This is a genomic window from Arthrobacter gyeryongensis (assembly GCF_039543785.1).
GTDB classification, from domain to species: Bacteria; Actinomycetota; Actinomycetes; order Actinomycetales; family Micrococcaceae; genus Arthrobacter; species Arthrobacter gyeryongensis.
In genome coordinates, this window is sequence record NZ_BAABKK010000026.1 from 70,672 (window position 1) to 85,984 (window position 15,313).

General features: G+C 65.3%; 14 protein-coding genes. 10 read left to right on the forward strand and 4 right to left on the reverse strand.

Going from position 1 to position 15,313, the window contains the following annotated elements:
• Positions 1-32: 32 nt before the first annotated feature.
• The 8 genes from ABEA18_RS17950 to ABEA18_RS17985 all read left to right on the forward strand — a co-directional run bounded on the left by ABEA18_RS17950 (position 33) and on the right by ABEA18_RS17985 (position 8,883).
• Positions 33-950, forward strand: coding sequence for a dihydrodipicolinate synthase family protein (locus ABEA18_RS17950; protein WP_345451372.1), 918 nt, complete (start codon positions 33-35; stop codon positions 948-950).
• Positions 951-1,522: 572 nt separating this feature from the next.
• The gene (locus ABEA18_RS17955; RefSeq protein ID WP_345451374.1) at positions 1,523-2,482 is read left to right on the forward strand and encodes an ROK family protein; all 960 of its coding nucleotides are present in this window, start codon (positions 1,523-1,525) and stop codon (positions 2,480-2,482) included.
• 61 nt (positions 2,483-2,543) lie between these two features.
• Positions 2,544-3,230 carry an N-acetylmannosamine-6-phosphate 2-epimerase gene (locus ABEA18_RS17960; RefSeq protein ID WP_345451376.1) on the forward strand — a complete coding sequence of 229 codons (687 nt, stop codon included), beginning with the start codon at positions 2,544-2,546 and terminating at the stop codon, positions 3,228-3,230.
• A gap of 61 nt (positions 3,231-3,291) precedes the next feature.
• A complete protein-coding gene (locus ABEA18_RS17965) occupies positions 3,292-4,752 on the forward strand; it encodes a dihydrolipoyl dehydrogenase family protein (RefSeq protein WP_345451378.1) in 1,461 nt (486 codons plus the stop codon).
• 75 nt (positions 4,753-4,827) lie between these two features.
• Positions 4,828-5,544, forward strand: a complete 717-nt coding sequence (locus ABEA18_RS17970; RefSeq protein ID WP_345451380.1) for an ABC transporter ATP-binding protein — start codon at positions 4,828-4,830, stop codon at positions 5,542-5,544.
• Positions 5,541-7,577 carry a YhgE/Pip family protein gene (locus ABEA18_RS17975; protein WP_345451381.1) on the forward strand — a complete coding sequence of 679 codons (2,037 nt, stop codon included), beginning with the start codon at positions 5,541-5,543 and terminating at the stop codon, positions 7,575-7,577. Before ABEA18_RS17970 ends, ABEA18_RS17975 begins: the two co-directional genes overlap by 4 nt.
• Entirely contained in the window at positions 7,574-8,206 is a 633-nt protein-coding gene (locus ABEA18_RS17980) for a TetR/AcrR family transcriptional regulator (protein ID WP_345451383.1), read from the forward strand. Before ABEA18_RS17975 ends, ABEA18_RS17980 begins: the two co-directional genes overlap by 4 nt.
• A 62-nt stretch (positions 8,207-8,268) precedes the next feature.
• Complete coding sequence (locus tag ABEA18_RS17985; protein WP_345451385.1) at positions 8,269-8,883, forward strand: hypothetical protein; 615 nt, start codon at positions 8,269-8,271, stop codon at positions 8,881-8,883.
• On the opposite strand, the gene ABEA18_RS17990 is transcribed toward ABEA18_RS17985, so the two are convergent.
• Positions 8,856-9,812, reverse strand: coding sequence for an EamA family transporter (locus tag ABEA18_RS17990; RefSeq protein ID WP_345451387.1), 957 nt, complete (start codon positions 9,810-9,812; stop codon positions 8,856-8,858). The two genes, ABEA18_RS17985 and ABEA18_RS17990, sit on opposite strands and share 28 nt — an antisense overlap.
• Positions 9,813-9,884: 72 nt before the next feature.
• Here ABEA18_RS17990 and ABEA18_RS17995 point away from each other — a divergent pair, with 72 nt between their 5' ends.
• A complete protein-coding gene (locus ABEA18_RS17995) occupies positions 9,885-10,856 on the forward strand; it encodes a LysR family transcriptional regulator (protein WP_345451389.1) in 972 nt (323 codons plus the stop codon).
• A gap of 82 nt (positions 10,857-10,938) precedes the next feature.
• Here ABEA18_RS17995 and ABEA18_RS18000 read toward each other — a convergent pair whose 3' ends face one another.
• The 3 genes from ABEA18_RS18000 to ABEA18_RS18010 form a co-directional block, all read right to left on the reverse strand.
• Positions 10,939-11,469 carry a SixA phosphatase family protein gene (locus tag ABEA18_RS18000; protein ID WP_345451390.1) on the reverse strand — a complete coding sequence of 177 codons (531 nt, stop codon included), beginning with the start codon at positions 11,467-11,469 and terminating at the stop codon, positions 10,939-10,941.
• Positions 11,470-11,680: 211 nt separating this feature from the next.
• Entirely contained in the window at positions 11,681-12,550 is an 870-nt protein-coding gene (locus tag ABEA18_RS18005; protein ID WP_234752433.1) for a winged helix-turn-helix domain-containing protein, read from the reverse strand.
• A 567-nt stretch (positions 12,551-13,117) separates the two neighbouring features.
• The gene (locus ABEA18_RS18010; protein WP_345451392.1) at positions 13,118-14,011 is read right to left on the reverse strand and encodes a hypothetical protein; all 894 of its coding nucleotides are present in this window, start codon (positions 14,009-14,011) and stop codon (positions 13,118-13,120) included.
• 560 nt (positions 14,012-14,571) lie between these two features.
• Here ABEA18_RS18010 and ABEA18_RS18015 point away from each other — a divergent pair.
• Complete coding sequence (locus tag ABEA18_RS18015) at positions 14,572-15,312, forward strand: response regulator transcription factor (protein WP_078106594.1); 741 nt, start codon at positions 14,572-14,574, stop codon at positions 15,310-15,312.
• The last annotated feature ends 1 nt before the right edge of the window (position 15,313 follow it).

Below are 15,313 nucleotides of genomic sequence, written 5' to 3' on the forward strand. Positions count from 1 at the left end.
TTCCCTTTCAGATCCAAACAACGGAGATTTCTGTGTCTACTCAGTTCCAGGGCGTCATTCCCCCGGTCATCACCCCCCGCCACGCTGACGGCCGCGTTGACACCGCGTCCCTGAAGAACGTCACCAAGCACCTGCTCGACGGCGGCGTGTCCGGCCTGTTCGTGTTGGGCTCCTCAGGCGAGGTCCCTTACATGACCAACGAGGAGCGCGAACTCGTCGTCTCGACTATCGCCGACGCGAATGCCGGTGCCGTGCCCTTGATCGTGGGCGCCAACGAACAAACCACCAACCGCGTGATCGAAGAAGCCAAGAAGGTGATCGACCTCGGAGCCGACGCAATCGTGGTCACCTCCATGTACTACGCCATCGGCAACGCCCAGGAGACCGAAACCCACTTCCGCAGCATCCACGCTGCGGTCGACAAGCCGATCTTCGCCTACGACGTCCCTGTCCGCACCCACTTCAAGCTGCCCACAGACCTCCTGGTCCGTCTGGGCCGCGACGGCGTCATCGCGGGCGTCAAGGACTCCTCCGGCGACGACGTCTCCTTCCGCCAACTCGTCCTCGCAGCCAAGGACATCCCCAACTTCGACATCTTCACGGGCCACGAAATAGTAGTGGATGGCGCCCTCCTCGCCGGCGCCCAAGGCGTAGTCCCCGGCCTCGGCAACGTCGACCCCGCCGGTTACCGCCGCCTGTTCGACGCTACCCAAGCCGGAGACTGGACGGCAGCCGTAGCCGAACAGGACCGCCTGGCGGACGTCTTCGAGATCGTCTACACCCCCAATGGCCGCGTCTCCGGCGGCGCAGCAGGACTGGGTGCCTTCAAGACGGCCCTCCAAATCATGGGCATCATCGAGTCCAACACGATGAGCGCCCCGATGCTCTCCCTGAACGCCGAAGAAACCTCCGCAATCCGCACAATCCTCGAACGCAACGGCCTGCTCTAAGAGGGCGGCGCCGACTCGCCTGGGCTTCGGATCTGCGCTCATCTGAGCGGGTTGCCGTCACTTTCGTGGATTGCCGTCAGCTCATCCGCGCTTGTTCCCGTGGTCGGGTCGTGCCGCAGGTCCAGTTTTGCCGTCCCTTAGACACCTCCCGACGCACTGCTACAGTCGCTGAGCGACTTCCGCAATGCTCTGGTCGGCGATGCGGGACTACACAAAACCGTCCCTCCGGCACTCGGGCGATCGCGGAACCTTTGCGGCGGGCCGAGATCCGCACCGTGCCGCCGGAGGCGACAGTGAGCGACAAGGTCCCGATCGGCGAGTCGACAGCGCAAAGCGCGGGCGCATTGTTTCGTGTAGGCGCGCATCGCCGACCAGAACCGTTCGTAGGTCGCCCAGCGACCGGAGAACGGCGTCGGGAGGTGTCTAAGCGCCGGCGAAATGATGGGTCCGCGCTGTCCCGGCCACAGCTAACCTGACCATAGACAGAGCGCAGCGTAACGCCGCCGCGACGACGGCTAACCTGACCACACAGCAACCGCAGCAACAGCAACCGAACGATCCGGAGGACAAACATGATGTACGTGGTCGGGGTTGATCTTGGGGGGACGAAGACTGCCGCGGGGGTTGTGGGGGCCGATGGGGAGGTGTTGTTTTCGGAGCAGATTCCTACGCTGAATCGGAGTGGAGGCGACGCTATTTTGCGGGCGACTGCGGCGCTCGTGGGGCGGCTCATGCGGCGGGCGGCGGGGGAGGGAATCGACGTCGGGCGTGTTGGCGTGGGTTCGGCCGGGGTCATCGATGCCGTGAATGGTGAGGTGGTTTCGGCGACTGATGCGATCCTGGGGTGGGCCGGGACCAGGTTGACGGCTGGGCTGGCGCAACTCCTTGGCTTGCCGCGGGGGTCGGTCAGTGCAGTCAACGATGTGCATGCTCATGCTCTTGGTGAGGCGTGGCGTGGGGCGGCTGCGGGGTCTTCGAGTTCGCTCATGGTGGCCTTCGGGACGGGCGTGGGCGGCAGCTTCGTGCTGGACGGTTCTCCTGTTTTGGGGCACCACTATGTGGGTGGGCACGTGGGGCATTTTGCTTCGCCGTACGCCTATCACGAGGGGAAGGCCCTCCCGTGCGTGTGCGGCGGCTCGGGCCACGTCGAGGCGATCGCGTCGGGGCCGGCCATCCATGAGTCGTTCATCCGTTTCGGCGGTTCCTCCGAGGTCGCGGACACGCGTGCCGTGTTTGCCGTGGCTCGCGACGGCGATAGTACCGCCGCGGCTGACAGTGCTGCCGCCATCAAAGCCATCGGCGCGGGTGCAGGTGCCGCCGGGCAGGCGATCGGCGGCCTCGTCAACATCCTCGACCCGGAAACGGTAGTGGTTTCCGGCGGTCTCGCAGATGCGGGAGATTTCTGGTGGAAACCCATGGAACGCGCCCTGCGCAAGGAGCTCATGGGCCCCCTTGCTGACATTCCCGTGCTTCGCGCTGCGCTGGGCAATACCGCGGCCATTGTGGGCGCGGCCAAACTCGTCCTGAACTGACACCCGAACACCCGCACACCCGCACACCCGCACACCCGAACACCTCGCAAGGAGACACCCCATGATCCTGACCCCCGATGCCCTCGAAGCCCTCCGCTCGCAGTTGATCGTGTCCTGCCAGGCCTACCCCGGCGAGCCAATGCGCGATCCCCGGACGACCGGCCAAGTGGCGGCGTCGGCGGTTATCGGTGGTGCCGCCGCAGTCCGGGTCCAGGGCATCGCCGACGTCCAGTTCACCCGTGCGGCGGTGGAGGTCCCGGTGATCGGGCTATGGAAGGACGGGCACGACGGGGTGTTCATCACCCCCACGCTCCGGCACGCCCTCGCCGTCGCGAATGCCGGCGCACACGTCGTGGCCATCGACGGCACCCGACGCCCGCGTCCCGATGGCTTGAGCCTCAAGCAAACCGTTGATGGAATCCACGCTGAATCGCATGCCTTGGCCATGGCTGACTGCGGTTCCTACGCTGATGCGATGGCCGCCGTCGAAGCCGGTGCTGACCTGATCGGCACCACGCTGGCCGGGTACACCGGCGAGCGTACCAAGACAGTCGGCCCCGATCTTGAGCTTCTCGCGGAGATCGCCGGCGCAGGACTGGCCAAGCCGCTCATCGCCGAGGGCCGCATCCACACCCCCGAACAAGCCCGCCAGGCCCTCGACGCCGGGGCGTTCGCCGTCGTCGTCGGCACCGCCATCACCCATCCGGCGAGCATCACGGGCTGGTTCAAGGACGCGTTGGAGTCCTGATCGAGCAGAATCCGTCGCCGGGTCCCTGATCCCGGTCTGGGTCCGGGCGTAGGCTTCTCCCATGGCTGAGGAGAATATCCGGGAATTCGATGTCATCGTGATCGGCGCCGGGGCGGTGGGTGAAAACGTTGCAGACCGGGTGGTCCGGGGCGGCCTCACTTGCGCAATTGTGGAGGCTGAGCTCGTCGGAGGGGAGTGCTCCTATTGGGCCTGCATACCGTCCAAAGCGCTCCTTCGGCCTGGAACCGCGCTGCACACAGCACAATCAGTGCCCGGAGCATCGGACGCCGTCACGAAGGTCCTGGATCCCGCACCGGTCCTGGAGTACCGCGACTACTTCACCAACAAATGGCAGGACGACGGCGCGGTCAAGTGGCTCGTGGACACCGGCATCGAACTCATCCGGGGCCGGGCACGCATCACTGGCCCCCGCGAAGTCCAGGTGGATGGCAAGGACGGCACCAGCTACTCGCTCAAGGCCCATCACGCCGTGGTGGTGGCCACCGGATCCACACCGCTCATCCCGAAAATCGACGGCTTGCGCAACGTCCCCTACTGGACAACCCGCGGCGCCACCTCGGTGCGGCAAATCCCCAAACGGTTCATCGTGCTAGGCGGCGGTGTCGCCAGTGTCGAACTTGCCCAAGCTTTCGCCCGGTTGGGCTCGTCGGTTTCGATCGTTGCCCGAGGCCGGCTGCTGAGCGCGTTCCCTGAAGAAGCCGCCGAGCTGGTTGCTGCGGGACTTAGGGCCGACGGCGTCGATCTCCGTCTCGGGACAGACACGACGCGGGTCGAACATAACGCGGACCATTCCTTCAGCGTCACACTCGGCGACGGGACGGTCTTGAACTCCGACCAGTTGCTGGTGGCGACTGGTCGGCGGCCGGCCCTGGACAATTTGGGACTCGAGAACGTAGGGCTCGACGCCGAGGAGGGCAAGCCTTTGCGACTCACCACGGACTCGAGCGGCTTGGTTGAGGGTGCCGCGAGCGACGGCACCAGCGGGCTGTGGCTTTACGCGGCCGGCGATGCTGCGGGATCGGTCTTCCTCACCCATCAGGGCAAGTACGAGGCCCGGGCAACCGGCGACGCCATCGTGGCCCGCGCCAAAGGAACCCTCCACGGCGACCCTAAGCCCTGGAGCGCCCTCGCGAAGACGGCCGACGAATACGCAATCCCCAGCGTGGTCTTCACGGATCCGGAGGTGGCATCCGTGGGCCCGAGCCTCAAGCAGGCGTTGCAGAAGGGCATCAACGCAAGCTCGGTGGAGCTCCCCATCAACGTGTCCGGCTCACAACTGCATTCGGAGAATTACCAAGGCTGGGCACAACTGGTGGTGGACGAGGACCGGAAGGTGCTGCTGGGCGCGACGTTTGCCGGGCCCGGAGTGGCCGAGCTTTTGCACGGCGCCACCATCGCGATTGTGGGCGAAGTGCCGTTGGATCGGCTGTGGCATGCTGTGCCGTCGTTCCCCACTATCAGCGAGGTGTGGCTGCGCCTGTTGGAGAAGTACGGACTGTGATAGAGGTCTATTTGAACTGACTGGTCAGTTCAGTTACGATTGGAGCAGATAACAGGTTCTGCGAAAGGTCCAATTGTGCTGTCTGCACAGCAACTCCAGATCGACGGCCGCCGGGACGATCTCCTGCCTCCCACTTCCCTCGAAGCCAGGCGCGGGGAACTCCTCTTGGTCAGCGGCGACGGTCAGGACCAGCGCACGGCATTGGCGCTTGCGCTGAGCGGCCGGATGAAACCCAGCAAAGGCCTCCTAAGCTGGGACAACTCGGCGGAGACCAAAAAGGTCCGGGCAGCGAGCGCCCTCATTGACGCTCCCGGCGTCAACGAGCCGGAGCAGCATTTGAGCGTCCGCGACCTCGTCACCGAAGACCTCTCCCTCATCCCCCGCCGCTACCGTGGCGCCCTGCTCAGCAAGCCGTGGCTCAAGGTCAACCGTTTCGAGGACATCGCAGGGCTGTGGATTGAGCAGCTCCCTGCGGACCGACGCCTCGAGCTGCTGACTGCCCTGGCCCTTGCGGACCCTGCCCTTGACCTCCTGGTGCTCGACTCCCCGGACCGGCACAGCGCAAACACCGCGGACTGGCTCCCCCGGCTTGAGCAGTTGGCGTACGACGCCGGGCGGCCGCTCGCCGTCGTCGCGGTCGTTTCCGCCCTCCCGGACAACTGGGACGGCCCGGCCGCAGTGATCGGCAACTCGATCACGCACACGGCACCAGCCGAACCCGCCGAGCTCCTCGACGACGCGCAAGAAGATCCCGAAGAAATACTCGAAACCCTGCAAAGGACCGCAAAGTGACTGTTCTGCGGCTGGCCCGCTCCGAACTCAAGCGCATGACCGGCGGGCTCCTGCCTAAGCTGACCATCCTCGCCCTGACCATGGTGCCCCTGCTCTACGGAGCCGTGTACCTTTACGCGAACTGGGACCCTTACGGCAATCTCAACCAGATTGACGCCGCCTTGGTCGTCGAAGACGCGGGAGCCCAGCCGGCCAACGGCCCCGAACTGCAGGCGGGCCAGAAGGTTGCCGACAGCCTCGTGCAGAGCCACGTCTTCAACTGGCAGCGCGTGACCACCACGGCCGAAGCCGACGCCGGCGTGGAATCCGGCAAATACGCCTTCGCCCTGAAGATCCCGAAGGACTTTTCCGCCAACCTGGTCTCGCCGGGCAGCTTCGACGCCGCCAACCAGGCGATGCTCAACGTCACCACCAACGACGCGAACAACTATCTCCTCAGCACCATCGTCGACAAACTCACCACCGCGGTGCACTCCACCGTAGCCAAGGAAGTGGGCGAGGAAACCGCCAACCAACTCCTCACGGGCTTCGGCACGATCCACGCCTCCATCGTCAAGGCGTCCGACGGCGCCTCCCAGCTCGCCGATGGCGTCGGAAAGCTCAGCGACGGCGCGGCCACCCTCCACAACGGCACGAGCAAGCTCAGCAGCGGCGCGTCCGAGCTACTGGCGGGCCAAAATAAGCTGCGCGACGGCGCCAATCAGCTGAACGGCGGCGCCGGGCAGCTCAGCGCAGGGCTCACCGAACTGAAGAACAAGACCGCATCCCTTCCGGCCGACTCACAGAAGCTCGCCGACGGCGCCGCCCAAGTAGCCGCCGGAAACGCGCAGTTGAACGCGAGAGTCCAGGACGTCGTCGGGCAGCTCTCAGCTTTCGACGCCGGGGCGCGGGACCGCGTTGTGGCCTCCAACGCTCGGCTCGTGTCCGCCGGGGTCATCACGCAGGACCAGGCGACCAAGATCCTGGCAGACTTCGACACCGCCGCTGCTTCCGGTCCGGTCACCGACGCCAAAGCCAAGATCTCGGCGGATGCCGGCCAGATCCAGCAGCTTTCCGACGGATCGGCCGCGGTCAGTGCGGGCGCCGCCAAACTTGCCGGTGCCACGCCGGCGTTGACGGGCGCTATCGGCCAGGCCTCGGCAGGCGCGGACCAGCTCAGCTCCGGCGCCGCGACGCTGGCCGCGGGCGAACAGTCTGCCGTCAACGGCACGGCGGCCCTCGCGGACGGTGCGGCAAAGCTCGACGACGGCGCGGCGCAGCTTGCGAGCGGTGCCGCGACGGCCGCGGACGGATCCCGCACCTTGGCGAGCGAGTTGGCGAAGGGCGCAGGCAAGGTCCCGAACCCGAACGACGCCCAAAAGAGCGAGGTGTCCAAAGTGATCGCGGATCCTGTGGCGGTCAACAACGTCTCGCAGGCCAAGGCAGGGTCCTACGGTGCGGGCCTGGCCCCGTTCTTCCTGACGCTGTCCCTTTGGATCGGCGTGTTCATGCTGGTCCAGGCGATGCGTCCCATCACGCAGCGGGCCTTGGCCTCGAACGCTCCGTCGTGGAAAATCGCCGTCGGCGGCTGGCTGCCGTTCTTCGTGGTGTCCGTGCTGCAAGCAAGCATCCTCACCCTCGTGGTGGACCTGGGGCTGGGCCTCAACGCGGCGCACCCGGTCTGGATGTGGTTGTTCATGCTGGCCGCGGTCATGGCGTTCACGGCCCTGATACAGGGCATCGTGGCTTTGCTGGGGACTCCCGGAAAGTTCGTGGTGTTGATCCTGCTGGTCCTGCAGTTGGTGTCTTCCGGCGGAACGTTCCCGTGGCAAACCACCCCCATGCCGCTGCACGTGGTGCACGAGATCATGCCAATGGGCTACGTGGTGACCGGCATGCGGCACTTGATCTACGGCGGCGACTTGTCTATGATCTGGCCGATTGTCCTGGGACTGCTTGGCTACACTGTGCTGGGAGCCGCTCTTTCCACGCTGGCTGTCCGTAAGCACAAGTTCTGGACCCTCAAGACCCTGAAGCCGGAGATCGCGGTATGAGCATGCAAGAGCCCGACGTCTCGGGGCTCCCGGAGAAGAAGCTCCGCCCGGCCCGCACGAACGCGACTAAGCAGCGCCTCTTCGACGCTTCCATGGAGCTGATCGGCGAGCGCGGCGCAGCGGGCGTCACGGTGGACGAGATCGCGGCCGCAGCCGGAGTGTCCAAGGGAACGGTCTACTACAATTTCGGCAGCAAGTCCGATCTGATCGCCCAGTTGCTGCGCCACGGCGTCGACATCATGCTCGGCCGGCTCCAGACGATTGAAGGCCTGCACGCCGATCCGCTCGAGGCGATGGAGGCCATGCTCGGGCAAGCCATGGACTTCATGGACGACTACCCGTCCTTCGCTCGGCTCTGGATCAGCGAAAACTGGCGGACGCCGAGCGAATGGGGCAAGCTCTTCGTCGAACTCCGCAGCGAGTTGCTGGCCGTGATTGGCTCAGCCATCGAAAAGGTCGCCACCACGTACACCGTGGATACGGGCATTGCCCGGGGCAGCCTCGAGGCGGCGATGTTCGGAGCGATCTTCGTGGTGGGCCTTGACCGGCAGACGTACAACCCCGAGCGCACGCGCGAGCAGAGCATAGCAGCAATCATGACCATCATGCGCGGCTACGTACTGCGGTAACGGTATGGCAACTGCCGCGTCTTGGGGCGTGGCGCTGCCCACCGTCAGGGATGATTAATCCCATGCGTCACATGGGGAACAGTGGAAAGCTAGCGATCATCTCTGCCGTGGTGTCCGCTGGTTTGCTGGTGCTCCTCGCCATCACCCTTGACGAAACGGTGATGTACATCTTCCTCGGGGTCTTGGCGATCGGCTACCTGGCGTGCGTCGCCGAGGTTTTCACCCGTCGCAGGTACTTCATGCTGGTCCTCGGAGCCATCTCGACGATCTTCTTCATCGCGTTCGGAATCGCGTTCCTGCGCATGTGGGGCCTCGCCTTCAACCAGGACGAGAACGCCCTCGGCAGCGCAGTGAGCACTAAAGATTCGGACGTCTATTTCTACCTCGCCGCGCTTGCCGGTTGCAGCTCCCTGCTGATCTTGTTCGTGGGGGCGGTATGGCCATCCCGCCGTGCGAAGGCCGCGGCCCGTCCGGTTGCCCGCCGGCCGGCGTCCCGGCCTGCTTCGCGGCCTGCCCCGGCACCCGCCAGGCCCGCCCAGCGGCCGGCGGCCCGTCCGGCGTCGGGGGCTGTGAAGCGCCCGGTCCAGAGGAAGCCGGCAACCCCTGCCAAGCGCCCGACGTCGGGGTCCCTTCCTCCGCGATCGCCGGCTCAGCGCAGGCCGGCACCCAAGCGCTGACGTACTTCGGGCGCCGCCAGCTCCCCAGGCTTCGCGCGCCGCTGCAGCACGGCAGTCGCCACGCCGCCCAGCAGGAGGAGGCCGCCGGCCAGTTCCGCCGTCGTCGGGACCTCTGAGATGAGCAGCCACGCCGCGGTCATTCCCACCACCGGGACCAACAACGTGAAGGGCACCACGGCCGAGCTCGGGTAGATGCTAAGCAGCCGGTTCCATATGCCATAGCCCACCAGCGACGCGAAAATGGCGGTGTACAGGGCGCTCAAGATGGTCGCCGGCTGAAGGTTGGTGAGGGTCCCGACGACGGTGGCCGGGCCGTCCACGATGAGCGACAAGGCCGCGAGGGGCAAGGGGACCACGGCCCCGGACCAGACCACCAGACCCAGTCCCGAGGCCGCCTTGGCTTTGCGTGCGATGATGTTTCCCGCGGCCCAGGACAACGCCGCTGCGAGCACAATCATGAGCGGCACCACCGGGGCCACCAAACTTCGACCCACCGCTACGAGGGCAAGCCCTGCGACACCCAGAACCACTCCGGTCAGTTGGCGCTTGCTCGGCCGCTCCCCGAGGAACCGGGCCGCCAGCAGCACTGTCAGGAGCACTTGCGCCTGCAGCACAAGCGAGGCGAGCCCGGCAGGCATCCCGAGCGCCATGCCGAGGTAGAGAAGGCCGAACTGACCGGCGCTCATGAAGAGCCCGACGCCGACGATCGCCTTCCAGCTGACGTCCGGCTTGCGGACGAAGAAGATGCAGGGGAACACCACCAGCACGAAGCGAATGGCCACGAACAGCAGCGGCGGCACGTCGGCCGTGCCGCCGCCCCCGTTGCTGCCGTTCCCGCTTGCGGGGTGTAGGCCAAAGTCGATCGCGACGAAATTCAGGCCCCAAAGGACGGCGACAAGGACGGCGAGTGCTGAGTGTCGGATATTCACGATTCAACTCTGACAGTCAAGTGGATGAAGCACCAGCGTTGAATTCTGCATCAGATCATGTACGTTTGCTTCATGATTGAGATTGCGGCGCTACGGGCCCTCGTAGCAGTGGAACAGCAAGGCTCGGTGGTGGCTGCCTCGGAAGCCATGGGTTTCAGCCCCTCGGCGGTCTCCCAGCAGATCAAGAAGCTCGAGAAGCAGAGCGGTGTCACCGTCCTGGAGCGGCATGGCCGCGGCGTACTGCTGACCGACCGCGGCATGGCATTGGCCGAGTACGGACGCCGGATCCTGGGCGAGTTGGAGGAGCTGCAGGCCACCTTGCTCGCCGACCCCGCGAAGCCGAGCGGAGTGCTTCGGCTCGTCGGGTTCTCGACGGCCTGCCGCGGGCTGGTGGGTCCGATGCTGCGGAAACTTGGCGCAGATCAGGCTGTTGCCGCCGCTTCGTCCGCGGGGAGCTCCGGGAATGGCGGCGCGGGGCTTAGCGGCTCGGGGCTTGAAGTCCGGGTGGTGGCCGAGGACCCGCGCGAGGCCGTCCAAAGGGTCGCCACCGGGGAAGCCGATCTCGGCGTCGTGCACAACTGGCACTCGGTGCCCTTGGTGATTCCGGAGAACATGGTCCACGAGGACCTCTGCCTCGACACGGCCGACGTCCTGCTGAACTCCGCCCACCCGCTGGCCGGGCGGACCGCCGTCGAGCCCTCCGACCTGGTGGACGAACGCTGGATCAGCACGCCGGCCGGTGCCATCTGCAATGAGGCGTTGCTGGCGATCCTCGCAGGCCTGGGGCGGGTGCCGGACATCCGCATCTACGACCCCGACTTTTCCACGCATATCGCCATGGTCCAGCAGGGTGTTGCGGTGGCGCTCGTGCCGCGGCTCGGCCGGCCCGAGCTCCCCGCTGGAGTGGTGGCGGTTCCCGTTGTCAACCCGATGCAGCAGCGCCAGGTGGGAATCGTGTACCGGAAGACCATGACGGCAAGCCCCAGCATCCGCCACGTCGTGCGCCTGCTTCAGGACGTGGCGGCTGGCCTCGAGGTGGGCTAGCTCGGACCATCCGCGCGAACTGGCAGCAGATGCCCCCTGGCGGCGCAAAAAAGGGCATTATTTGCCAGTTCGCGCGAGGGAGCTACTTCTTTGGGCGCGGAACTGCGAAGTGCGTCAGCCGTGCATCCTGGCCATCGAGTTCAGCCCACGGCTTTTCGAGTTCCATCACGGTCATGGCGCTCGTGGGGTAACGCGTTGCGGCATCCATGTAGGCGTCGTGTTCCGAGTCGCGGGAAGCCAGGTGCATCGCGAGGTCCTGAACACCGGGCATGTGGGAGAAGATCATGAGTGTGGTGACGGTTTCCGGCACATGGTTGATGACCGTCAGCATGCGCTGTGCGGAGGCGGCGTACAGGCCGTCCTCGAGTTTCGGCGTCGGGGCCTTGTCCCCCAGCTCGCTGCACACCCAAGTACAGGTCTGCCGGGTCCGCAGCGCGGACGAACACAAGATGAAGTCCGGAATCACGTGGTGTTTGAGGAGCCATTTCCCGGCAAGGGGAGCCTCCCGGTGGCCACGCTCGGCAAGGGGGCGCTCATGGTCCGGCACCCCGAGAGGCCAGTCCGACTTCGCATGCCGCATGATCACCAGCCGCTTAATGTGATGCTCGCTCATCCCCCCACCCTATCGCCGCGGAGGCACATGCTCACTGGTCCTGAGCGCAGGAATGCGGCCGCCTGGTTCGCGCGGGCGCTGTAGCGTGAGCGGGACATCCCGAAAGCGCCGTTGTTGCGTGAGGGACGAGCGCAGGCGCCGAGGGATCGTCCCGCGGAAGCGAAAGCGCCCGCCCCCAAAGAACGGAGCGGGCGCTTTGAGCGGGTTGAGACTAGATCGAGTATTCCGGAGCGGCCCAGACGATGACCTCGGGGTGCTCGTAGAAGCGGTAGCCCTGGCCGCGCACCGTGCGGACCGTGTTTGCGAGGCGGCCGAGCTTGGAGCGGAGGCGCCGGATGTGGACGTCGATGGTGCGCTCGTTGGGGACCTCTTCGGCGTTGCGCCAGAGGCCCTCGAGGAGTTCGTCGCGGCCCACGGTGCGGGTGCCGTTCTCGACGAGGTAGTTGAGGAGCTCGAATTCCTTGAACGTGAGGTTCAGCGATTCGCCGTCGAGGTGCACTTCACGACGGGCGAGGTCGATCAAGACGCCCGACGGGCGGGCTTCCTGGGCAGGCTGCGGACGGAGCGCCTCAGCGCGCTGGCGGTTGCCAACGGTCGGGTCACCGAAAGTCGAGCGGACGACGTCGAGCGCGGAACCGGGCGCACTGGCCGGCGCAACCGCGACGGCGGCATAGCTCTCGGCACCGGAAACGAGGGACTGCGCGTAGGCCCGGATTTCCTGGGCAAGCTTGGCGATGGACGTTCCCGCGGCCGCAGCGGTGTCTTCGTCGATGCCCATGTAGAGCACGAACCCGCGGGCCACATTGTCATTTGCAACGGGACGGATGGAACGGTCTGCCGGAGCCAAGACAGGCGTAGGTGCAGTCATCGGCGAGGCCTCGTTGGCGGGAACCGCGCGGAGCTGGCCGTAGGAGTTGGGGTTATAGCCCTGGGGGACGTACCCGGGCGCCTGGCTGCCACCCTGCGGAGCGGGCTGGGCGTAGGCCGGGCGGTTGCCGAAGCCGGGCCGAAGGCCGGCGTTCGACGCGGCCTTATTGGCGTTACGGACGGAGATGTGGACGTATCCGGATGCAACTGACATGGATTGCTTACCTCAAAGTGAATAGCCGTCATCGCGGCTTCGAATGCTGGTCTGGTCCCCGCAATGAGATGGGGAGGGGCGCCCGACGCTGGGCAGGGGGCGAATGCCTGAAACTTCCTGGGGTCTAAAGTTAGGCATGCATTCGACAACAGCTCATCGAAAAACCAGCGGGTGCGCTGGGCTCGATCGCTGCGGCTGCAGATGCTGTTGAGTTCTTGTTCACATTTGAAGTGTGCAACGTAACAAAGGGAACTTGCAAGTAACAAAGGACCGAAGCGTCCACATTTTGAGACGAATCGGACTATTGTGCCGCACATCACAATTCAGACATGTCCAAATGTGACCCATTCTCGTTCGTCACACTGGCCATTAGGCGCGCAATATTCGAATAAAATTTGATTGAATCATCGTTCTCTGAATCTCAAGCCACGTCACGCGCTTGCCTTTGAATCTCGAGATATGAAACAACCCTTGTCCAATCCTGGATCGGCATCTCCTGAAAATTCTTTGGCAAATCGTCTGCTAGGACCCCCGCAATCGCCCCGCGGGGGCAAGCAGCACCCATCGCTAGTTCGTCGTGCCGGTGCCTTGGGTACTTGATGAGGTGGCAGTCACGATCTGGATGGACTCGGCCGTGTACTTGTCGGATTCCCTGAGCGCAGTAACCCTCACGCTGGATCCGGTTTTCACGTCGGCCAAGGTCAAGGTGGTGCCGCTGGTCGTGCTCCCGCGTTGCCGCATACCCTCCGCCACCACGACGTCGGTTCCCAGAGCGTAGGTTTTCGTGAACCCGTCCTCGCTCTTGACGGTCATGGAGCTCGCTGAGATGTCGGTGACCGTCCCCAGCTGGCCCGCCATGGCGACGTAGCTGCCGTTCTGGAGAACCACATATTCCGAGTGGATTGCAGCATTCAGGCCGCCCATGCCGACGCCGAGCCCGCCCGGGCCTGCGTTCGTCCCGCCCGGGCCGCCGAATCCGCCTTGGCCGTTCTGCCCGGCACCCGGTCCCTGCGCGTTGGTGGTATCGGCCGCCGCCGTCCCGTTCCCGGCTGCATATGCACCGGCTCCTGCCGCTGCAGCGACCACCACCGCGACGCCGCCAACAATGAGCCCTTTCTTCAGGCTCCAATTCTTAAAAAACGAAGGCCGGGGCTGTCCGGAGTTGTATTGCTGCGGAGTACCCCACCCGGCGGCAGGCTGCTGGCTCACCGGCGGCTGCGGCGCACCCCAACCAGCGCCAGGCTGTTGGTTCACCGGCGGCTGCGGCGCACCCCACCCCGCGGCAGGCTGGCCGGGCTGGGTGACCGGGCTCTGCTGCGGCGAACCCCAACCAGCGGCTTGATTCGCGGGAGGCTCCCCGGCAATAGGCTGCGCGGACTCGTCCAAGGGCCGGATCACCGGCTGAGGCTGCTCGTTTTCAGGTGTGGATCCAGGTACGGAGGGGTTGTTGTGCGGTTCCATGGTTTTCTCCATCGAAGTCAAGACTGCTGCGGTTGTTGTCCTTGTCCCAAACAGCGTCGGTCGCTTTGCTGTGCGCTGGCTGTGTCGAACTGAAGGGCTGCCTGTGACCTTCCGCGGTGTTGTGGCGGATTCTGCTGGATCATTCGCCGCGCGCGTGCATCGGGGGCCGCAAACATGCGGATCGCCCAGCTGAACCGAGGAATGATCCAGCAAAATGAAACGGCTCACGCTGGCCCCACCTCGCCCGCATCGCCGGACAGCAGGGCTGCCCGTGACCTCAAATGAAGGAGCGGCGTTCGATTCTGCTGGATCACCCGGCACCAACAAGAAGCCAAGACTCGGAATCCCGCGAATCACCGTCCAAGACATTGCGAATGATCCAGCAGAATGTGACGGCTCTCCCAACCCTCCCGCTCGCCGCACCCGCCCGCCCGCCCGCACCACCCGAACACAGCGCGTTGGGCGTACCGTGCGTCCGGACAGGTGGCTAGGCTGGGACTCACAGGGTGCTCACAGCAACGGCAAAGCACCGGCAAACCAGCAGATTGGAGAGTTGTCCCATGGCATCCTCGCACTCCATGACCAACAACCTTCCGCAGCTCAGCCACCCGGACGGTTCTCCCATCCGCGCCCTTGTGGTGGACGACGAACCCAGCCTCGCCGAGCTCATGAGCATGGGCCTGCGCATGGCGGGTTGGTCGGTGGCCGTGGCCGGCGACGGCCCCGCTGCGGTAAAGCTCGCCAAGGATTTCCGTCCGGATGTCCTGGTGCTGGATGTGATGCTTCCGGGGTTCGACGGCGTTGAGCTGCTGGGGAGGATCCGCGCCTTTGCGCCAGAGGTGCCTGCGCTCTTCCTCACGGCGAAGGATGACGTGCAGGACCGCATTGTCGGGTTGGCCGCCGGCGGCGACGACTATGTCACCAAGCCGTTCAGCATGGAGGAAGTCCTGCTGCGCCTGCACCGCCTGGTCCAACGCTCGGGAGTGGCGGCGATGGACACGGCCGAACTGGTTGTAGGTGACTTGACCCTGAACGTAGACACACGAGAAGTCACCCGCGGCGGCGAAGACATTCCGCTCACGGCGACCCAGTTCGAGCTCCTCCGCTACCTCATGGAGAATCCCAAGCGCGTGGTCAGCAAGGCCCAGATCCTTGACCGCGTGTGGGACTACGATTTCGGCGGGCAAGCCAACATCGTGGAGCTTTACATCTCATACCTGCGCAAGAAGATCGAGGCCAACCACCCGCCCATGATCCACACGGTGCGCGGAGCAGGCTACGTCATCAAGCCTGCCGAATAGC